Source organism: Chryseobacterium antibioticum (assembly GCF_012927325.1).
GTDB lineage: Bacteria > Bacteroidota > Bacteroidia > Flavobacteriales > Weeksellaceae > Chryseobacterium > Chryseobacterium antibioticum.
This window is the reverse complement of the sequence record NZ_JABBGI010000015.1, coordinates 23,269-39,597: the sequence shown is the minus strand read 5'-3', so window position 1 is coordinate 39,597 and position 16,329 is coordinate 23,269. Positions and strand designations below refer to the sequence as shown.

Here is a 16,329-nt window from a genome sequence, read left to right as displayed (position 1 = left end):
TGTTCTCAAATATTTTTTACGGTTTATTCTACAATGAATTTTGTAGAGAAACTGTCTGTTTTTAGGATGTAATTCCCTTTAGTAATTCCTTTAAGATTGATCTTATTAGAGTTTTTGAATGGATTGGCCATCACTTCAATAAGTTTTCCTGAAAGGTCATAGATTTCAGCTTTTGAAATTTTGCTTAGGTTTTCGCCTTTTACAAATAATTCATTGTTTTTTACCGGGTTAGGGTAGATGCTGAATTCTGATTTGTCCTTTTTCACCTCTGAAGTTCCAAGGGCACCGAAACATGTCCAGGTAAGGTCATCCAGAGCCACTCTGTTTCCACTGGTTGATACAGGATTAACAATTTTAATCACTATGTTTCCGCTTACATTGATATTGTTGATATTCAATGTAGATACTGTTTTATTAGCTGTATATGTTATAGTACCTACCTGTACGTCGTTTATAAATACGTTTAGAGATCCTGCTGTACTTCCGTATTTTAACTGTGTCTTTATTTCTAAATTCTTAATACCTCCTGAAATAGGGGAACTTGTTAAAGTACCGTTTCTGAGTGTAATTGCTTTTCCATTCATAGTTTCATCTGCTCTTGAAACTGTAGAAGTCCAGTTGATATTATTATTGGTCCACGTTATTGTTGCATAAGTGTTTGGAGTACCGGTAATCATTTCAAAATCTTCAGTTCCACAACCTGTATTTCCGCCAGGCTGTCCTGCCAGGGTTGTTCCATCTGAATTATTACTTTGAGGAGAAGGGTTTCCTGCTGCATCTTTAGCAATCACATAGAATGTATAGGTAGTAGATGGTGCCAGTCCCTGAACCGTTGCTGTAGTTCCTGAAACAGTAGTTTTCAAGACTCCGTTAGCATATACATCATAACTTGCCACACCAATATTATCCGTAGCAGCTGTCCAGCTCAGAGAGATGGTGCTGGAAGTAGGATTTTGAGTAATAAGATTAGTAGCAGCGGTTGGAGCCTGAGTATCTACAACCTGTGCTCCCCAGATTAGCTCAACAAATTCCGGATGATCAATGAATGGATTTTTGTTTTTCTGATATTCGTAAGTCGCATTATTTCTTGAAATTTCAGCAGGTGATACAGGATCTGCTGCATGCCATGCCCTTAACTGATCAAGCTCCCAGGGTTGTAGTCCCGGAAATGCTGTTGTCCCAAGCATACCTCCCGTTCCGTTGGTACTTGTAAAGTTTCCTAATTGAGATTGATATCTTGTTACAAAATAAAAGATCATTCTTGCAACATCACCTTTAAATGCATCAATAGGTTCAAATACAATTCCTGTATATCCAGGAGATACAGATGTTCCTAATTTTGATCCGTTTTGAGATGTGAAAGATGGGCTAGTGTTTACTTTTCCAAATGGATAATTAGATCTCATCCCATTTACTTTTCCGTCTGTTGCTCTGATGAAGTTGACATCAGCCACCATTGGAGAAGCCTCATCAAAGAGACTTTGAGGAACAATATGCTCTCTGTTGTAACAGTCACTTTCAACGGAGTATTGTCCACATTGGTTAGTGCCGATCGTAAAATTGTAAGGATCTTGTCCCGTCGGATTTTCAGAATAAATATCTAAAACAGAACCGTCATTTTCATAGAAGTAGTCACGATCTGTTGTCTGGTACGCCGTCCATAAACCATTATAGGTTTTAGCCTGGTGGCCGTCCGTAATAATTTGGCTTAACTTGTTTTTTAAAGTTATACCAGTCAAACCTGCAGTTCCATCATAATAGGTGGCAGGTGCCTGTGCTGATGCAAAAAAAATTGCAGAACTCAACAGAAAAAAGGATAAAATTCGTTTCATTTAAAAAAAATTGGGCCGTAAAGGTACGAAAAATGAAAAATGAAGTAGATTTATTTTATAGTAAGTATATTAACTTTTAGTAATATAGTCTTTGTTAATTCTGGAAAAGAACCATGAAATAATGATTCCAAAAAGAGAAGCTGTGAGGGCTACGATAAGATAATTTTTTCCAACAATTTTTACAGGGAAAGGTAATAATTCATTGGCTCTGAAGAATTCAGTATAAAGCTGGAAATAGCAAAGGATGGTTCCTGCGATTAATCCTGAAATCACTCCGGAAATTACAATGAGTATTCCCGTATAAAAATACGTCATCCTTAAATGACTCAGTGGAAAGCCTAGTGAAATAAGAGATTTTGACTGTTCTTTTTTGTCAATTTGAAGGATAATAATAGCTCCGGCTAAGTTGAAGGTTGTAATGAAAATAACCAGTGCAAAAATCAGGTAGATGAACATTTTTTCTGTGTTGATCATCTTCCAGAAGGCCGCATTTTCTTCTTCCTTGGTTTTTATTTCAATATTTTTCCCCAATGCTGTAAGAAGACTTTGCTTGACGGCATCAACCGTTTCCGGATTTTTTAATTTGATGACAATCTGGTATGCTGATTTCTTTGGTAAACTAAGAAGTTCTTCTGTAAGTTCTATTGGAGCGATAATATAACTGTCCAGTTGCTCTTTTCCGGGGAAAACTCCGGTAACCAGAAAATCTCTTTTGTTATAGATGTCTTCCTCTTTGTTGATGATCCCGGTTCCTGGCTTAGGCATGAAAACGGTAGCATAATTGCTTGTGGAATCAATAGGAATGGAAAGCCTGTTGTGCAGGTTGGTTTCCATCAATACTTCATTGGAGTATTTGAAACTGGGATACGTTCCGTAGAATACATCCTCGTTAATAGGGTTGACCTTTATATAAGCGGAGTCTACCCCTCTTAAATAAGCAATATCACCCTTACCTTTATAGTTGACATACACTTTTTCCTCAATCACCCGGGAAAAATTGCTGATCGCTTTATTGTTTTTTAAAACATGAATAACCTTGTCAATATCTTTTACCGTTTTTCCTGAAGCACTTTTAAGGGTCAGGTCTGCGTGAAGATTGGAGATAAGATCTTTGTTCAGGGTTTCAAGTCCGGAAAATACGGAAATGATTACGAACATTGCAGTCACAGCAACCATCATGGCACCTGCCGAAAGCCACGTAATGAACGTCACAGCGGTGCTGCCTTTTTTAGCCAAAAGGTATCTGGATGCTATGTAAAATGCAATATTCTTCAAGATCTTATAAAACCGGGTTGTCGCCTTCGCCTCTTAATTCTCTTTCTAATTTTTCAACGTCATCAAGAGCGGTATCCAGGTAGAAGTTAAGTTGGGGAATGATACGCACCTGTTTTCCCATTTTCTGGCCAATAAAGTTTCTGTACTGAGCTTTATTTTCTTCAATTTCCTTCATGACCGCAGAACGGAATTCCTGAGGGAAAATGCTCAAATAAATTTTAGCAACACCAAGGTCTGCTGATACTTTTACGTCTGAAACGGATACTAATATACTCTGCTTGCTTTCTGAAGCCTGTTTGCGGAAAAGCTCTGCGAAGTCTTCCTGAATGATTTGTGCTACTTTTCTTTGTCTGTTACTTTCCATAAGTTATGCAAATTTAGTACTTTTGTTTGAATTGATACCTTTGAAATTCAGCTCCGGTATCAAATTTACGATTTAATTATATTTATTAGTATTTATGAAGCTAGAACATATTGGTATTGCCGTGAAATCTTTGGGAGTCTCTGACGAGCTTTTTACCAAATTATTAGGAAAAGAATCCTATAAAAAAGAAAGTGTGGAAAGGGAAGGGGTCGTGACTTCTTTCTATGCAACGGGAGAAAGTAAAATAGAACTGTTAGAAGCGAGTAATCCTGAGAGTCCGATCTCAAAATTTATCGATAAAAAGAGCGAAGGCATGCATCATCTGGCATTTGGCGTGGAAAATATTCTTGAGGAGATCGAAAGATTAAAAAAAGAAGGATTTCAGTTTATCTCCGAAGAACCGAAAGAAGGTGCTGATAACAAATTAGTTGTCTTCCTGCACCCGAAATCCACGAATGGGGTGCTGGTAGAACTTTGTCAAGAAAAGCAATAAAAAGTTTTGTAGTGAAAGAAATTTTACTATTTTTGCAATCACAAAATTTAACCAAGTTTTGAGGTCCTATAGCTCAGTTGGTTAGAGCACCTGACTCATAATCAGGTGGTCCCTGGTTCGAGCCCAGGTGGGACCACATAATATCAACCACTTACATTAATGTGAGTGGTTTTTTTATGCTAATTCAAGAAAATTGCACTTCAACCAGAAGAATAATCTGTCAAAAATACCCAACACTTACCTTATATATCAAAAACACGGCGAGTATGACGTTAAAGATGATGGTAAAACGATTTAATCAACTTGGTCATATTTTTGTATTATTATGTTGTTGCTTAAAAAGATGAAAAAATGACAAATCTTGAAATTGTGAAAAGTACTTACGAAGGAAAAACTTCAGAAGAAAACGGTGCCAATCTGGCCCAATATGCAGCTGATCATATTTCCTGGACAGAAGCGAAAGGGTTTCCCTATGCAGGAACTTATATCGGTCTGGAAAATGTGGTGAAAAATGTATTCAGCAAATTGGGAAGTGAGTGGATTGACTATAAATTTACTCCCGAAGATTATGTGTCCAGCGATGATAAAGTGGTAGCCTTCGGGTCTTACACAGGTAAAAATAAAGTGAGTGGGAAACCTCTTGAAGCTAGAGTAGCTCACATTTGGAAACTAAAAGATGGTAAAATTATTAGTTTTGAGCAGTTTGTAGATAGCCAGACAGTCAATGATTCAATGAAATAAGATTATCAAATGTATTCATAAAAATATCCAGTCTTTAAAACTGGGTACTTCTATATTTTAATTCTCTTACTTCCCTCCGCCACTGTTTTTCTCCACATCCGTCTTTGTATTTCCTTTTACTTTCTGGTTTCCGAAACGTTTCACGAAGGAAAGTGAAAATCCATACCAGTCCGATCTTGTTGCGGTTCTTGAGGTTCCTTCCTGGCTATAACTTGTGGAGTCGAAATTAGGTCTGCTGAAAATATTCATCAGCTGAAGACTTACTTCCATTTGTGTTTTAGGGAATATTTTGGTAGCAGAAATATTGTGGAAAATATTCGTTTTATTGGCGTATGAATTTCCGTTATTCTGATTAGAAAGCTCTGCCCAGATACTCAGATTAATGTTTTTGTTAAACAGGTTTGTGTACGACAAATTAGCTGAGGCACCCAGATAATTGATGTATTTTTGACCTTTCAAATCGTTGATTTCATTAAAATCATGATTGTCAATATAGTACCATCCAACTCCTACATTCACATTTAACTTATTTTTCAGGAAAGTCTGGTTAGTATTCGCAAAAAGGTAATATTTCTGTACTTTTCCGTTGAAATTATCCGGCAGGGTTACCAGTCTGCCATTTTCCTCAGCTAAAGAGGTCCAGTAATCCTTATCCGTATACATATACCTTGCAGATAGGAAGTACTTTTTAAGAATTCCCAGTTTCATATAAACTCTGTGACTCGGGTTCGGGTCCAGGTCCATGTTTCCACGGGAGAATGTTCCATCATTTGTAGGAACAAGAAAAGGATTGAACTCCGAATACCACGGACGCCACAGATTACGGTTGTACGTCAGGGTCAGGTCATATTTATCGGAAAAAGAATATTTCAATAATAAATTGGGAAGCAAAGTACTGTAGGAATCCTTTCTGTTTTTCCCGGATACATCTTCCCTCATTTTATAATCGATATGTTCATAACGAACTCCGACTCTTGTTTCCAGCTTCTCAAAGAAGGTTTTGCTGTAGTTCGCATATAAGGAATTGATATTGTCCTCGTAATGAAAAATATCATTCGTATGGAGATTATCTGCATTATTTCCTGAAAGAGTATTCGGGATCACATTATTATTGAAATCCATTTTTCCACCCACTTCAAAGCTTCCGCCTTTCCCCAGAGGCTGGGTGTAATCTACTTTGATATAATAGTTTCTGGTCTGCTCATGAGAATTGATTCCCAGCTGACTTACTTTTGAATTATCGCTGTATGTTTTTAAAAATTCATTAAGATTTTCCTGAGAATTGTAATTGGATCCTAAATTGACATCCAGAATCCTGTTTTTCTCCTTATCATAGTACTTATAAAAAACATTCGTCCCCAGCGTGCGGTAACGCCCCGTTACATCCTGATCCTGATGATAAGATTCGGGTTGATCATTATCCCTGGTTCTGAGGAAATCTGCATCAGAAGTGGAAGAATTTTTACTTTGATAATATTCCAGAATAACGCCTATATTGTTTTTGTCATTCAACTCATATTCTGAAGTAGATGACATGGATGGGCTTTTGCCTCGTCCCAAAGTTTCGTTGCTGCTCTGGGTAATATCATTATCCTTATACAGCATATTAAGACTGGTGTTTCTCTGGAAATAGGAATTGTCACTGTAACTTCCGATCAGGGTCTGCGTGAAACTTTTCTTATGATAATTCAGGTTAAGGTTCGTATACTGTGAGTTTTTAGCATTCTGTCTGTTGTTGAAGGTTACGCTGCCCTTCATGCCTTCATCATCTCTCTTTTTCAGTACAATGTTAATCACGGATCCCGCTGTTTCATAACGCGAGGACGGACTTGTAATCACTTCAATTTTCATCAGGTTATCCGCAGGAATGGTTTTCAGATATTCCTTTAATTCCTTACCCGTAAACACCGATTTTCTGTCATTGATATAAACCGTTACAGATTCACCTTCCGCTTTCACCGCATCATTATTATCAATGCTTACCAGAGGTGTCATTCTCAGAACATCCCAGGTTGTATTTCCAGCAAGGATAGAGCTGTTGGATACATTAAAAACCGTTCTGTCTGCTTTAGATTCTACGGTAGGCTTTCTTGCTGTTAGGGTAACACCTTCAATTTGATTTTCCTTCTGCTTGATGGTGTCATTTTTTACCTGTGCAAAAACCAAAGTACCCATTAATAAAGCCGCCGAACATATAATTATTTTCATCTAAAGTGATATTTCACCAATAAGACACTTATTATAGGAGGTTTGTTACATCAGATTGGAAAAATAAATAAAAAATTCACATAGGCCTGAATTTTCATTAAATCATATTTCATGGCTCTTATCATATTGTGATAGCCCTTATTTTTTAATTGATTTGAGTGCCTTATAAAAAGATCTTTGACCCTTATAAAGTAAAATGCTTCCTTTGTTCGTTGATTTATATAAATAAGAAATCTATTCTTATATTTATTCTTCTGATTCAATCTTAATTATCAAGGTTCAGAACAAAAAACAACGTAATGAATTTAAAAAAACAAATGGGACAATTTCCCAATGAAAAAAGAAAAATATATTTCAGTACACTCCCCAATTATACAAACGGGAAATTTCAGAATATCCTTCCCACACCGGCACTTTTGGAGGGGGAAAGCATGACCAAATTACTCCTGGAGACCTTATGTAAAATAGAAAATGTAACCCCAAAACTACCTATTCCATTTGTAGTAACGGATCTGAAGAACCTTAAGCCTGAAGAAAATGCGCTTGTATGGTTTGGGCACAGCTCTTATTTTATCCAAATTGACGGCAAAAAGTTTCTGGTAGATCCGGTTTTCAGCGGAAACGCTTCTCCGATGCCGGGGTCTATAAAGGCATTTCCCGGATCAGACCATTACAAGCCTGAGGATATGCCGGACATCGATGTACTCCTTATTTCTCACGACCATTGGGATCACTTGGATTATTCAACCGTTCAGACCCTGAAAGAGAAAGTAGGGAAGGTCATATGTGGATTAGGAACCGGGCAGCATTTCGAGTATTGGGGATGGGAGACGGACAAGATAATTGAAAAAAACTGGTGGGAAAGTATTGATTTGGTTGATGGTTTCACCGTCACACTCACTCCGGCAAGACATTTCTCAGGACGATTGCTGAACCGGAATATCTCCCTGTGGACTTCCTTTGTTCTGCAAACCCCTTCTAAAAAACTTTTTCTGGGTGGTGACAGTGGCTACGGAAATCATTTTACTGAGATTGGTGAGAAGTATGGACCTTTTGATCTTGCTGTGATGGAATGTGGACAGTACAATGAAAAATGGCCTTATATCCACAGCCTGCCCGAGCAGATTATTGAAGAAGTAAAAGAACTGAAAGCCCGGAACTTTATTCCCGTTCATCATTCAAAATTCAAATTGGCCCAGCATCCATGGTTTGAACCTTTGGAATTGGTCTCAAAATATGCAGAAGAAAACAGCATTCCTGTTACGCTGCCCATGATTGGAGAAAAGGTAGATCTGGATCAATTGGGAGAAATAGCCTGGAAAAAATGGTGGGAAGAGTTGATGTAAAAAACAGTTGAAATCCTTCTTCAATAATTGTAATAAAGATCATAAACAGCTTAAAATAGGAGTCTGTGGCCCGAATTCGGGCCGCAGACTTACATCAATAATCAACTAACTTAAAAAATATCTAGGGTTCCTGATGATTCACTTTGGTATGGATGATATCATAGTAAACAGCAGGATTTCCTGCATCAGGAGTGATTCTGTAAATAAATTCTGAATTGTTTAGCGTAAGAATATCAACCGTTCTGGTGAAAAGGACATTCCCGTTTGCATCCAGAGCCGTGATCGTTCTTTTTTTTCCGTCCGGAGAAATAGACCATGTTCCCTGAGATCTCAGAACATTATTTAATCCATAAATCGTAAAAGTTCCGTTTGCTTTAAAATAAGAATACCCAACGAAGCCCGAAACACTTGTCTCGGTTAAGGCTATCGGATTTCCGATACTATTTTTAGCACCTGTAGTTTCCCATGGGGTAGAAGCTAAAGTAAGCTGTCCGTTCGTTGGTTCAGCGTGTGCTGTTTTGGTGTGAATAATATCGTAATAAACAGAAGGATCACTTGGATTGGTGTGAATTCTATAAGTGAATTCATTGCTGTTTAACACTAGAATATCTACAACGCGGCTAAAGATGGCGGTTCCGTCAGGATTTAATGCGGTGATCATTCTTGTTTTCCCCTGAGAATCCACAGACCACGTTCCTCTGGATCTTAAAACATCGTTCAATCCGTAAATCACGAAATTTCCGTCAGCTTTGAAGTAAGCAAAACCTACAAAACCGTTTACGCTGGAATCATTCAGATTCACAGGCTGGCCATTTTTGTCTCTTGCAGCCGTAGTTTCCCACGGAGTAGAAGAGAGGATCTGAGAGGGAGTCATCTGTTCCATAACCATATCATCATTATCAGAACAGGAAACAAAAGCAGCAGACAGGAGGATAGCTGTAAGCAGGTAACATAATTTTTTCAATGTATTCATAATCGATATTTTTATTCACTGCAAACATATCCCTTATGAAAATCAAAACGTTGTACGAAATATCTCTTTTGTTGTAAAATGTATAACTCCACATTTCAGATGTTGATAAATTAACATGAAATCTGGATAATATATTTTTGTTGTCATAATAAGGTCAGGAAGTTTGAAGCTTGAAGAGGGAAGTTTTTGAAGTTTAAAGGCAGAACTGTAACGTGGTTTTATTAATTTTTAAAACAATTTCATCAAATTTTAGGATAACTGTTAAAAATTATTGGCCAATAGCATCTCCCAACCTCCCTCTTCCAGCTTGCTGTTTCTTAATCTTAACTTCCTCAATCCAAGCTCAAGTCAAATGATAAGTAGTAGAGAGTCAAAAACAGATTACTGCAATTATATCCCCTTAAAAAACTATTTTTGAGTATGAATAACAGAAACCGTGGGAAAAATACAGGTGATGATGTACTGTTCGGCTCACAAAAACAGCTCGATAAGCTGAAAATGGGTGTTCAGGATATGCTGTATGTATTAAGCAGAGGTTATCCTGAAAAAGCTTCCTCCGAACTTGTAGGAAACCGATATAAACTGAAAACACGACAGATTCAGGCATTACGCGGTGCTTCCGCATCCGGACAGCAGATAGAGAATAGAAAACTTAAGCAACTTGAAGTTTCGGATTTGAAAGGTAAAATTCTTTATCTGGATGGTTTTAACGTATTGATCTTAATGGAAAGTTTACTTTCAGGAGCTTATGTTTTTAAAGGAGCAGACGGATGTTTTCGCGATCTTTCAGGTGTTCATGGAACCTATAAAAGAGTCAACCAAACACAAAGAGCTATTGAATTAGTGGCCTCATTTTTCCAAAAAACGGAGGTACAGAAACTGGTCTGGATCTTTGATAAACCAGTTTCCAATAGTGGACGGATTAAAGAGATTGTTCTCGATTATGCAAAGGAAAATAAACTGAACTGGGAAGCCGGACTGGAGTACAATCCGGATAAATTTTTAGCAGAAAATTCAGAAATAGCAGTGTCTTCAGATGCATGGATTCTGGATCACTGTCAAAAATGGTTCAATCTCATTGCCTATCTGATAAAAGAAGAAAAATTGGATGTTAATCTCATTAAAATGGCTTAAAAATGAATGTGTTTACATCATATATTCCACTAATTTCAAACTCCTGGACAGAAAAATATCAGGCCATTCTTGCTGAAGAGCACCTGCAGACCATAGAAAACAACATCCGGAAATTTCAGGATAAGACTCTGGAGTGGGAGCAGCCTTATTTTAATGAAGAAATTAAAACAGACAGAAAAGAAAGTTTTGAACTGTTCATCGATATACTTCAAAGCAATGACTGTGATGAGGTTAAAGTATTACAGTTGGAAAAAATTCCATTTGAACACTGGTTGAATATTTTGGGCCAGCGCCTGACTTCTGCCAGCGTACGGGATGAAAATGCTGTTCCACCCTTAAAAGAGACTTTGCTCGAAGCCTGCCGGAAACCTTTTAACAGCGAAATTACCATTGCACACAGAGCCTGGGAAAAACATATCGGAAGAATAGATGACCGGTTCTGGGGCGAGATCAAAGGAAATAACCAGCATAAACAGAAAAATGTAATGGAGAAGATCAACTATATTCTGGACAATAGAACCTGGTGGAACGTTTTCTATCATTACAAACATGAACTTGTTTTCGAAGTCAGGGAAAAGGAAGGTCACGGAATCCGGTGGAGCCACGGCGGTAAACAGCTGATCGGTTTTCTTGAAAAATTTATCAACGGATAAAAGATAAAATTTCACTACGTAAAAAGATTGCGTACTGGGTAAATAATTTTGCAGATATATACTGAAGCTATGGATTTTTCAGATCAAAAATTTTCGAAAAATGAATGGGAAACATGTCTCAAGGTTCTGAATGCCTTGAAAGATGATCCGTTCCTCAATCCTGATAACAAAACATTTTCAGGATTGATCACGAAAATTCATAAGAATGCTAAAAAACAAAACCGTCAGGAAAATTATTCCATGATGAAATCTCATGATCTTGCGGTGAGTTCTGATGCTGTGCTCATGCAAAAAGCATTGTCAGGAGCTTCAGCTTTTTACGATGAAGAACGAGATGAGACAAAACTCACTCCACTTCAGATCCCAAAAAACTGTTACTGCTGTAACCAGAGCTATCAGTATGCTCATTCTTTCTACACCAGACTCTGTCCGAAATGTGCCGCAGAAAATTATGAAAAGCGTTTTGAAACAACAGATCTCAAAGGAAGAAATGTTATTCTGACGGGAGGAAGAGTGAAAGTAGGATTTGCCGCAGCATTGAAACTGCTGAGAAACGGGGCCAATTTGGTTTTGACAACCCGTTTTCCGGCACTGGCGCTGGAACTGATGCAGCAGGAAGCAGATTATGAAGACTGGAAAGAAAGACTTTGGGTATACGGTTTGGACCTGAGAAATCTAAAGGCGATACAGGATTTTATAGATTTTTATAAAACCCGTTTTGATACATTGGATATCCTGATCAACAACGCAGCCCAGACTATAAAGTATCCCGATGAATATTATCTTCCGATCATCAAACATGAAAAAGAAAAGTGGGTTGAATTCAAAAATATTCAGAATCTTTTTCCGAACCAGACGGAAATTTCAAGCGAAATCGCAAAGCTTGAATATGCACAGAACGAGGAAACTCCGGTTGCACTTACCCGTTTCGGACAACCTGTGGATAACAGAGAAAAAACGAGCTGGAATTCTACACTGGAAGAAGTTTCCATGTATGAACTGGTAGAGGTGAATCTGATCAATCATATCGCCCCTTATTTTCTGATCAAAGAACTGAAACCTTTGATGAAAAATTCAGCATTTCAGGAGAAATTCATCATCAATGTGACCTCTTCAGAAGGTATTTTCAGCTACGATAATAAAACGGTATTTCATCCGCATACCAATATGACAAAGGCGGCGCTGAATATGATGACGCTCACCTCAGCAAGAGAATTTGAAAACGATCAGATTTATATGAGTGCGGTAGATGTAGGATGGATTTCTACAGGAGCCAAAGAAAGCCTTCGAAAGAAACAGTTTGAGCAGGGATATATTCCGCCACTGGATTCTGTAGACGGAGCTGCGAGAATACTGCATCCCATCGCTGAAGGGATAAAAGGAAATTATTACAGCGGAGTACTGCTGAAGAATTATAAAATAAATGCCTGGTAAAAGGAGAAACGTTAGCTCAATGGAAGAGCGCTGAGTCGACAAGTCAGAGGCGCAGGTTCGAATCCTGCCGTTTCACAGAGAATAATAAGGAAAGAAATAGTTTAACCCGGAAAAAACCAGCTTCTAAGAAGCGAATTATCGGTTCGAATCCGATTTTCTTTCTGTTTTTTACCATCAAAAAATAAAAGCCATGTTGAAAAAGATATTTGATTTTTTTAGAGAAAACGGTCCTGTTGAAGAAATAAGAGTTGTTCCTGTCACGCAGGAAAGTACCCTTCATTTTGTAGAAAACATGAATATTCCTGAATCATCTGAAATAAAGCCTCACATACGAAAAAGCTCAGAGATAAGAGAAAAAAATCAACAACTTAGAAGAACACACCAAATCCTATAAAGAATATTGTCTGGAAAAGACAAGCAATCAACATATGCTGAAGGCACCCGGATATAAGATCATTGAAAAGGATGGCAGTACTGAAACCTTTAGAATCTATGGTGATGGCTTTATCTTTCATGGTGAACACAAAATCCTTCGCGTAGAAAGTTACTATTTTGTAAAGTATATACAGCAGGAATATAACCCCATAACACAACTGACAGAAAATGCATACGACTGATCCCATCACAAGATATAAAGTATTCTCCACGGAAGACCTTCCGGAGACAGCTTCTGATGAGCAGGTGACCGTAGAGATCTATGGCAAAAATATCATATGGGACATTGAAGAACTGAACGGAAACCTGCTGCTTCGGGGAGAAGGATGTCATCTTCCGAACCTGACAAGGGTCAATGGATCTCTGTCTGTAGATGCTGGAAACTGCTTTCTTCCTAATCTTAAAACGGTAGAAGAAAATTTCACCCTTCACTGCCCGGCAGAAGTCAGCAAACTGGAAACCGTAAAAGGACATTTCAAATGCATCATTGATTTTGATTTTAAAAACCTGACAACGATAGGTGGAAATATCTCCGTTAAAAAAGCCAATGTCATTGCAAGAGGTAAAAAGCTGGTGCAGTCCAGAATCGTTATCCCGATCAATCATCAGTATGAAGTGGAATTTCTTCCGAAAGAAGGTATTTTCAATATTGATATTTTTGGCAACGATATTATAATTCCGCATGATGAGATCCGAGGAAAGATCAATGTTTACGGTAAAAATGTATCTTTTCCCTACCTTGAATTTCTTCAGGGGCAGATCAATATGGAATGCCGGGACAAAACAGGACATTATTTTACGCACGATTTTCCTGAACTGAGGAAAATAATAGGACACCTTAGATTTGAAAAAACAAAAGCTTCTTTTCCGGTGCTGCAGGAAATCACAGGAAATATTCTATTGGAACAGGGTTGCTATGCAAATTTTCCATTGCTGGAAACTTCAGGCAGCATTTCTGTTAACCATAATTCAGGCGTAAGATTTCCATTATTGAAGAATGTGAATGGAAATATTCAGAATCAGGGCGAAACCTGTCATTTTACCGCTCTTGAAAAGGTGAAAGGAAACTATAAGACATTCCGCACGATTGCTCCCAGGCTTCAGGAAGTCGGGGATCTGGAGATGCATACTTCTTTGGAATTTGACCATCTTAAGAAAATCAACGGAAGGCTGATTAATGCATTTAAAGTTAATTTTAAATCTCTGGAGTATATTAATTTTTTCGGTGATGAAAGACAAAACGGGTCGCATCTTCCGGCATTAAAAGAGATCAATTTTTATCTGTACCAGAAAGATGATCATTTTGAGCATCTGGCTAAAAATATTTATTTTAAGATCAACGACAGGATGTATCTTTCCAAGGATAAACTGATCCTTTCGGGAATGTCTTTCAACTATGTGGTTCATCAGCAGAATTATACCATCCGGAAACTGGTTTCTATTCTGAAGTTGCGTCACAGCAGTTTTCAGAACTTTATGACAAGAGAATATGAACGCCAGTGGACCAGGTTTGAAACGCCGTTTTTTACCAAAATTCTGGAAAAAATAGAAAAACTATGGAATGTGGTGGAAACCATACAATTTGAAGAATTCTTCGAATCCACGGACAGAAATCTGCGTCTCTTCTGTTTTAATTATGTAGGAGTAGGAAATCTGATGAAGCGTCTGGAAGCGGAAAAGATCAATGAAGAAGAAGCGGAACTCAATTACAACGAGTACGATCAAAACGGAAATAAAATGCAGATCAGGAGAGTCAACCGTTATGAAGTGTATAAAATTGAAAATAGAAAATTAGGAATTTATACATGGCGCGAAACAAATCAGTATTCCTACGCCGTAAAATGCTGGTGTCCTTCCACAGAAAAGGAACACTGGCTTTGGATAGAACAGGAGTATAAAGGAAATGCACTCACCGCCATTGCCTCTACTTTCAGGATACACGAAAACATCATTCCACACATCAAATGTCTGAAAAGACAGGGCGATCTTCTGATCTTTGAACTGGAAAGGGAAATTACGCCACGAGGTTTTCCCAGAGCATTGACGGCATCAGAATATTTCAGCCTGCTGGAAGTGGAAGCATAAATAAAGAAACAGTAGTTTAACTGGAAAAACATTCCACTCAACGGAAAGTTGCAGGTTCGGGCCCTGTCTGTTTCTATTTTAAAACTAAAACAATGAAGGAATAGTAAACTCTTAAATTTTCAAATAAACGGAGGCAATAGTTTAATGGAAAAATGCACACTGCTAATGTGATATGCGGGTTCGACTCCCGCTTGCCTCCCTTTTTAATCTCAATAACGAATGAGAAATACTTACAATAAAGGAGATTTCAGAGCTGGTGAATACGGGAAAATTTCACAGGAATTAAGAAAGTATGGGAATAAAAAATGGCGGAGAACAGAAAAAGCAGCTATTGAAGATCAGTTCAGTGAAACTTTTACATTCAAAAAAGCCAGAAAAGCCAGACACAAAATAATCTGGGTGAAAATAACGAAAGTAGCTAATGGAGTAAAGCGCTCCGATTTCCGCGGGTTTTATTCCGAAAAAGAATTCAAAAACGTCTTGAAAGGGCCCAACATTGTCAGATATTTTCACACAAAAAGACAAAACAAAAACAAATGAATACATACATTGATATTGGCATTAATCTGACCAATAAACAGTTCTATAATGAACACGAAGAAATAATCAACCGCGCTCTGGATAATGGCGTAGAACAAATGATTCTCACCGGAACAAGCGTACGCGGAAGTAAAGAATCTGCTGAGATCGCAGAAGAATATCCGGAGATTTTATTTTCTACAGCAGGAATTCATCCGCATGACGCCAAATCGTTTAATCAGGAAAGTATCCGGGAACTTCGGAACCTTTTGAAGTTGGGTCATGTAGTCTCGGTAGGAGAGTGCGGACTGGATTTTGATCGGGATTTTTCTCCCAGACCCATTCAGGAAAAATGCTACAGAGCCCAACTTGAACTGGCTGTTGAAGTGAATAAACCCCTTTTCCTTCATGAAAGATCAGCGTTTAAAAGATTTAATGAAATGACAGATGAATACCTTTCCAGGTTGCCGGAAGCGGTTGTTCATTGTTTCACGGGAACATTAGCGGAAGCCAAAATCTATCTTGATAAAGGATTTTATTTAGGATTTACAGGCGCTATAAGTGATGACAAAAGATTTAAACAGCTGGAAGATGTCATAAAATACACGCCGCTGGACCGGATGATGATCGAAACCGATGCTCCGTTCATGCTTCCGAAAAATATGCCGAGAATGCAGAACCGCCGCAATGAGCCGTCTTTCTTGCCTTATGTAGCACAAACGATTGCTCACTGGAAGAAAATAAGTATTTCCGAAGTCGCGGATGAAACTACAGAAACCGCCAGGAATTTTTTCAAACTATAAAAAAGAGCTCTACTCATCAAGTAAAGCTCTTTTT

At 38.0% G+C, this 16,329-nt stretch carries 16 protein-coding genes and 3 tRNA genes; 14 read left to right on the top strand and 5 right to left on the bottom strand.

Annotation, left to right across the window (positions count from 1 at the left end):
• Positions 1-23 precede the first annotated feature (23 nt).
• The 3 genes from HHL23_RS12790 to rbfA all read right to left on the bottom strand — a co-directional run bounded on the left by HHL23_RS12790 (position 24) and on the right by rbfA (position 3,471).
• Positions 24-1,832 carry an endonuclease gene (locus HHL23_RS12790; RefSeq protein WP_169235182.1) on the bottom strand — a complete coding sequence of 603 codons (1,809 nt, stop codon included), beginning with the start codon at positions 1,830-1,832 and terminating at the stop codon, positions 24-26.
• 69 nt (positions 1,833-1,901) lie between these two features.
• The gene (locus tag HHL23_RS12785; protein WP_169235181.1) at positions 1,902-3,107 is read right to left on the bottom strand and encodes an ABC transporter permease; all 1,206 of its coding nucleotides are present in this window, start codon (positions 3,105-3,107) and stop codon (positions 1,902-1,904) included.
• 4 nt (positions 3,108-3,111) lie between these two features.
• Positions 3,112-3,471, bottom strand: coding sequence for a 30S ribosome-binding factor RbfA (rbfA, locus tag HHL23_RS12780; RefSeq protein WP_169235180.1), 360 nt, complete (start codon positions 3,469-3,471; stop codon positions 3,112-3,114).
• Between the two features lie 94 nt (positions 3,472-3,565).
• Between rbfA and mce the strand changes: the two genes are divergently transcribed.
• The 3 genes from mce to HHL23_RS12765 all read left to right on the top strand — a co-directional run bounded on the left by mce (position 3,566) and on the right by HHL23_RS12765 (position 4,705).
• Positions 3,566-3,964: a methylmalonyl-CoA epimerase gene (gene mce, locus HHL23_RS12775; RefSeq protein WP_169235179.1), complete on the top strand. Its 399-nt coding sequence runs from the start codon at positions 3,566-3,568 to the stop codon at positions 3,962-3,964.
• 62 nt (positions 3,965-4,026) lie between these two features.
• A tRNA-Ile gene (locus HHL23_RS12770) sits at positions 4,027-4,100 on the top strand.
• Between the two features lie 215 nt (positions 4,101-4,315).
• On the top strand, positions 4,316-4,705 hold the full coding sequence (locus HHL23_RS12765) for a nuclear transport factor 2 family protein (protein WP_169235178.1): 390 nt from the start codon (positions 4,316-4,318) through the stop codon (positions 4,703-4,705).
• Positions 4,706-4,771: 66 nt separating this feature from the next.
• On the opposite strand, the gene HHL23_RS12760 is transcribed toward HHL23_RS12765, so the two are convergent.
• A complete protein-coding gene (locus HHL23_RS12760; protein ID WP_169235177.1) occupies positions 4,772-6,913 on the bottom strand; it encodes an outer membrane beta-barrel protein in 2,142 nt (713 codons plus the stop codon).
• Positions 6,914-7,212: 299 nt separating this feature from the next.
• On the opposite strand from HHL23_RS12760, the gene HHL23_RS12755 reads away from it, so the two are divergent.
• Positions 7,213-8,259: an MBL fold metallo-hydrolase gene (locus HHL23_RS12755; RefSeq protein WP_169235176.1), complete on the top strand. Its 1,047-nt coding sequence runs from the start codon at positions 7,213-7,215 to the stop codon at positions 8,257-8,259.
• 121 nt (positions 8,260-8,380) lie between these two features.
• On the opposite strand, the gene HHL23_RS12750 is transcribed toward HHL23_RS12755, so the two are convergent.
• On the bottom strand, positions 8,381-9,232 hold the full coding sequence (locus HHL23_RS12750) for a DUF4822 domain-containing protein (RefSeq protein WP_169235175.1): 852 nt from the start codon (positions 9,230-9,232) through the stop codon (positions 8,381-8,383).
• 420 nt (positions 9,233-9,652) lie between these two features.
• Here HHL23_RS12750 and HHL23_RS12745 point away from each other — a divergent pair, with 420 nt between their 5' ends.
• From HHL23_RS12745 to HHL23_RS12700, 10 genes are all read left to right on the top strand, one after another.
• Positions 9,653-10,366 (top strand): DUF434 domain-containing protein, encoded by a 714-nt coding sequence (locus HHL23_RS12745; protein ID WP_169235174.1) that lies wholly within the window; start codon positions 9,653-9,655, stop codon positions 10,364-10,366.
• 2 nt (positions 10,367-10,368) lie between these two features.
• A complete protein-coding gene (locus HHL23_RS12740; protein ID WP_169235173.1) occupies positions 10,369-11,019 on the top strand; it encodes a hypothetical protein in 651 nt (216 codons plus the stop codon).
• Between the two features lie 69 nt (positions 11,020-11,088).
• Entirely contained in the window at positions 11,089-12,453 is a 1,365-nt protein-coding gene (locus tag HHL23_RS12735; protein WP_169235172.1) for an SDR family NAD(P)-dependent oxidoreductase, read from the top strand.
• Between the two features lie 5 nt (positions 12,454-12,458).
• Positions 12,459-12,528: transfer RNA gene (locus HHL23_RS12730), tRNA-Val, on the top strand.
• A gap of 115 nt (positions 12,529-12,643) precedes the next feature.
• A complete protein-coding gene (locus HHL23_RS12725; protein WP_169235171.1) occupies positions 12,644-12,847 on the top strand; it encodes a hypothetical protein in 204 nt (67 codons plus the stop codon).
• Between the two features lie 34 nt (positions 12,848-12,881).
• Positions 12,882-13,070: a hypothetical protein gene (locus tag HHL23_RS12720; protein ID WP_169235170.1), complete on the top strand. Its 189-nt coding sequence runs from the start codon at positions 12,882-12,884 to the stop codon at positions 13,068-13,070.
• Entirely contained in the window at positions 13,057-14,973 is a 1,917-nt protein-coding gene (locus HHL23_RS12715; protein ID WP_169235169.1) for a hypothetical protein, read from the top strand. The genes HHL23_RS12720 and HHL23_RS12715 overlap by 14 nt, the downstream gene beginning before the upstream one ends.
• Before the next feature lie 130 nt (positions 14,974-15,103).
• Positions 15,104-15,172, top strand: a tRNA-Ser gene (locus tag HHL23_RS12710).
• Positions 15,173-15,192: 20 nt separating this feature from the next.
• Entirely contained in the window at positions 15,193-15,513 is a 321-nt protein-coding gene (locus HHL23_RS12705; protein WP_169235168.1) for a hypothetical protein, read from the top strand.
• A complete protein-coding gene (locus HHL23_RS12700) occupies positions 15,510-16,295 on the top strand; it encodes a TatD family hydrolase (RefSeq protein ID WP_169235167.1) in 786 nt (261 codons plus the stop codon). The genes HHL23_RS12705 and HHL23_RS12700 overlap by 4 nt, the downstream gene beginning before the upstream one ends.
• Positions 16,296-16,329 lie beyond the last annotated feature (34 nt).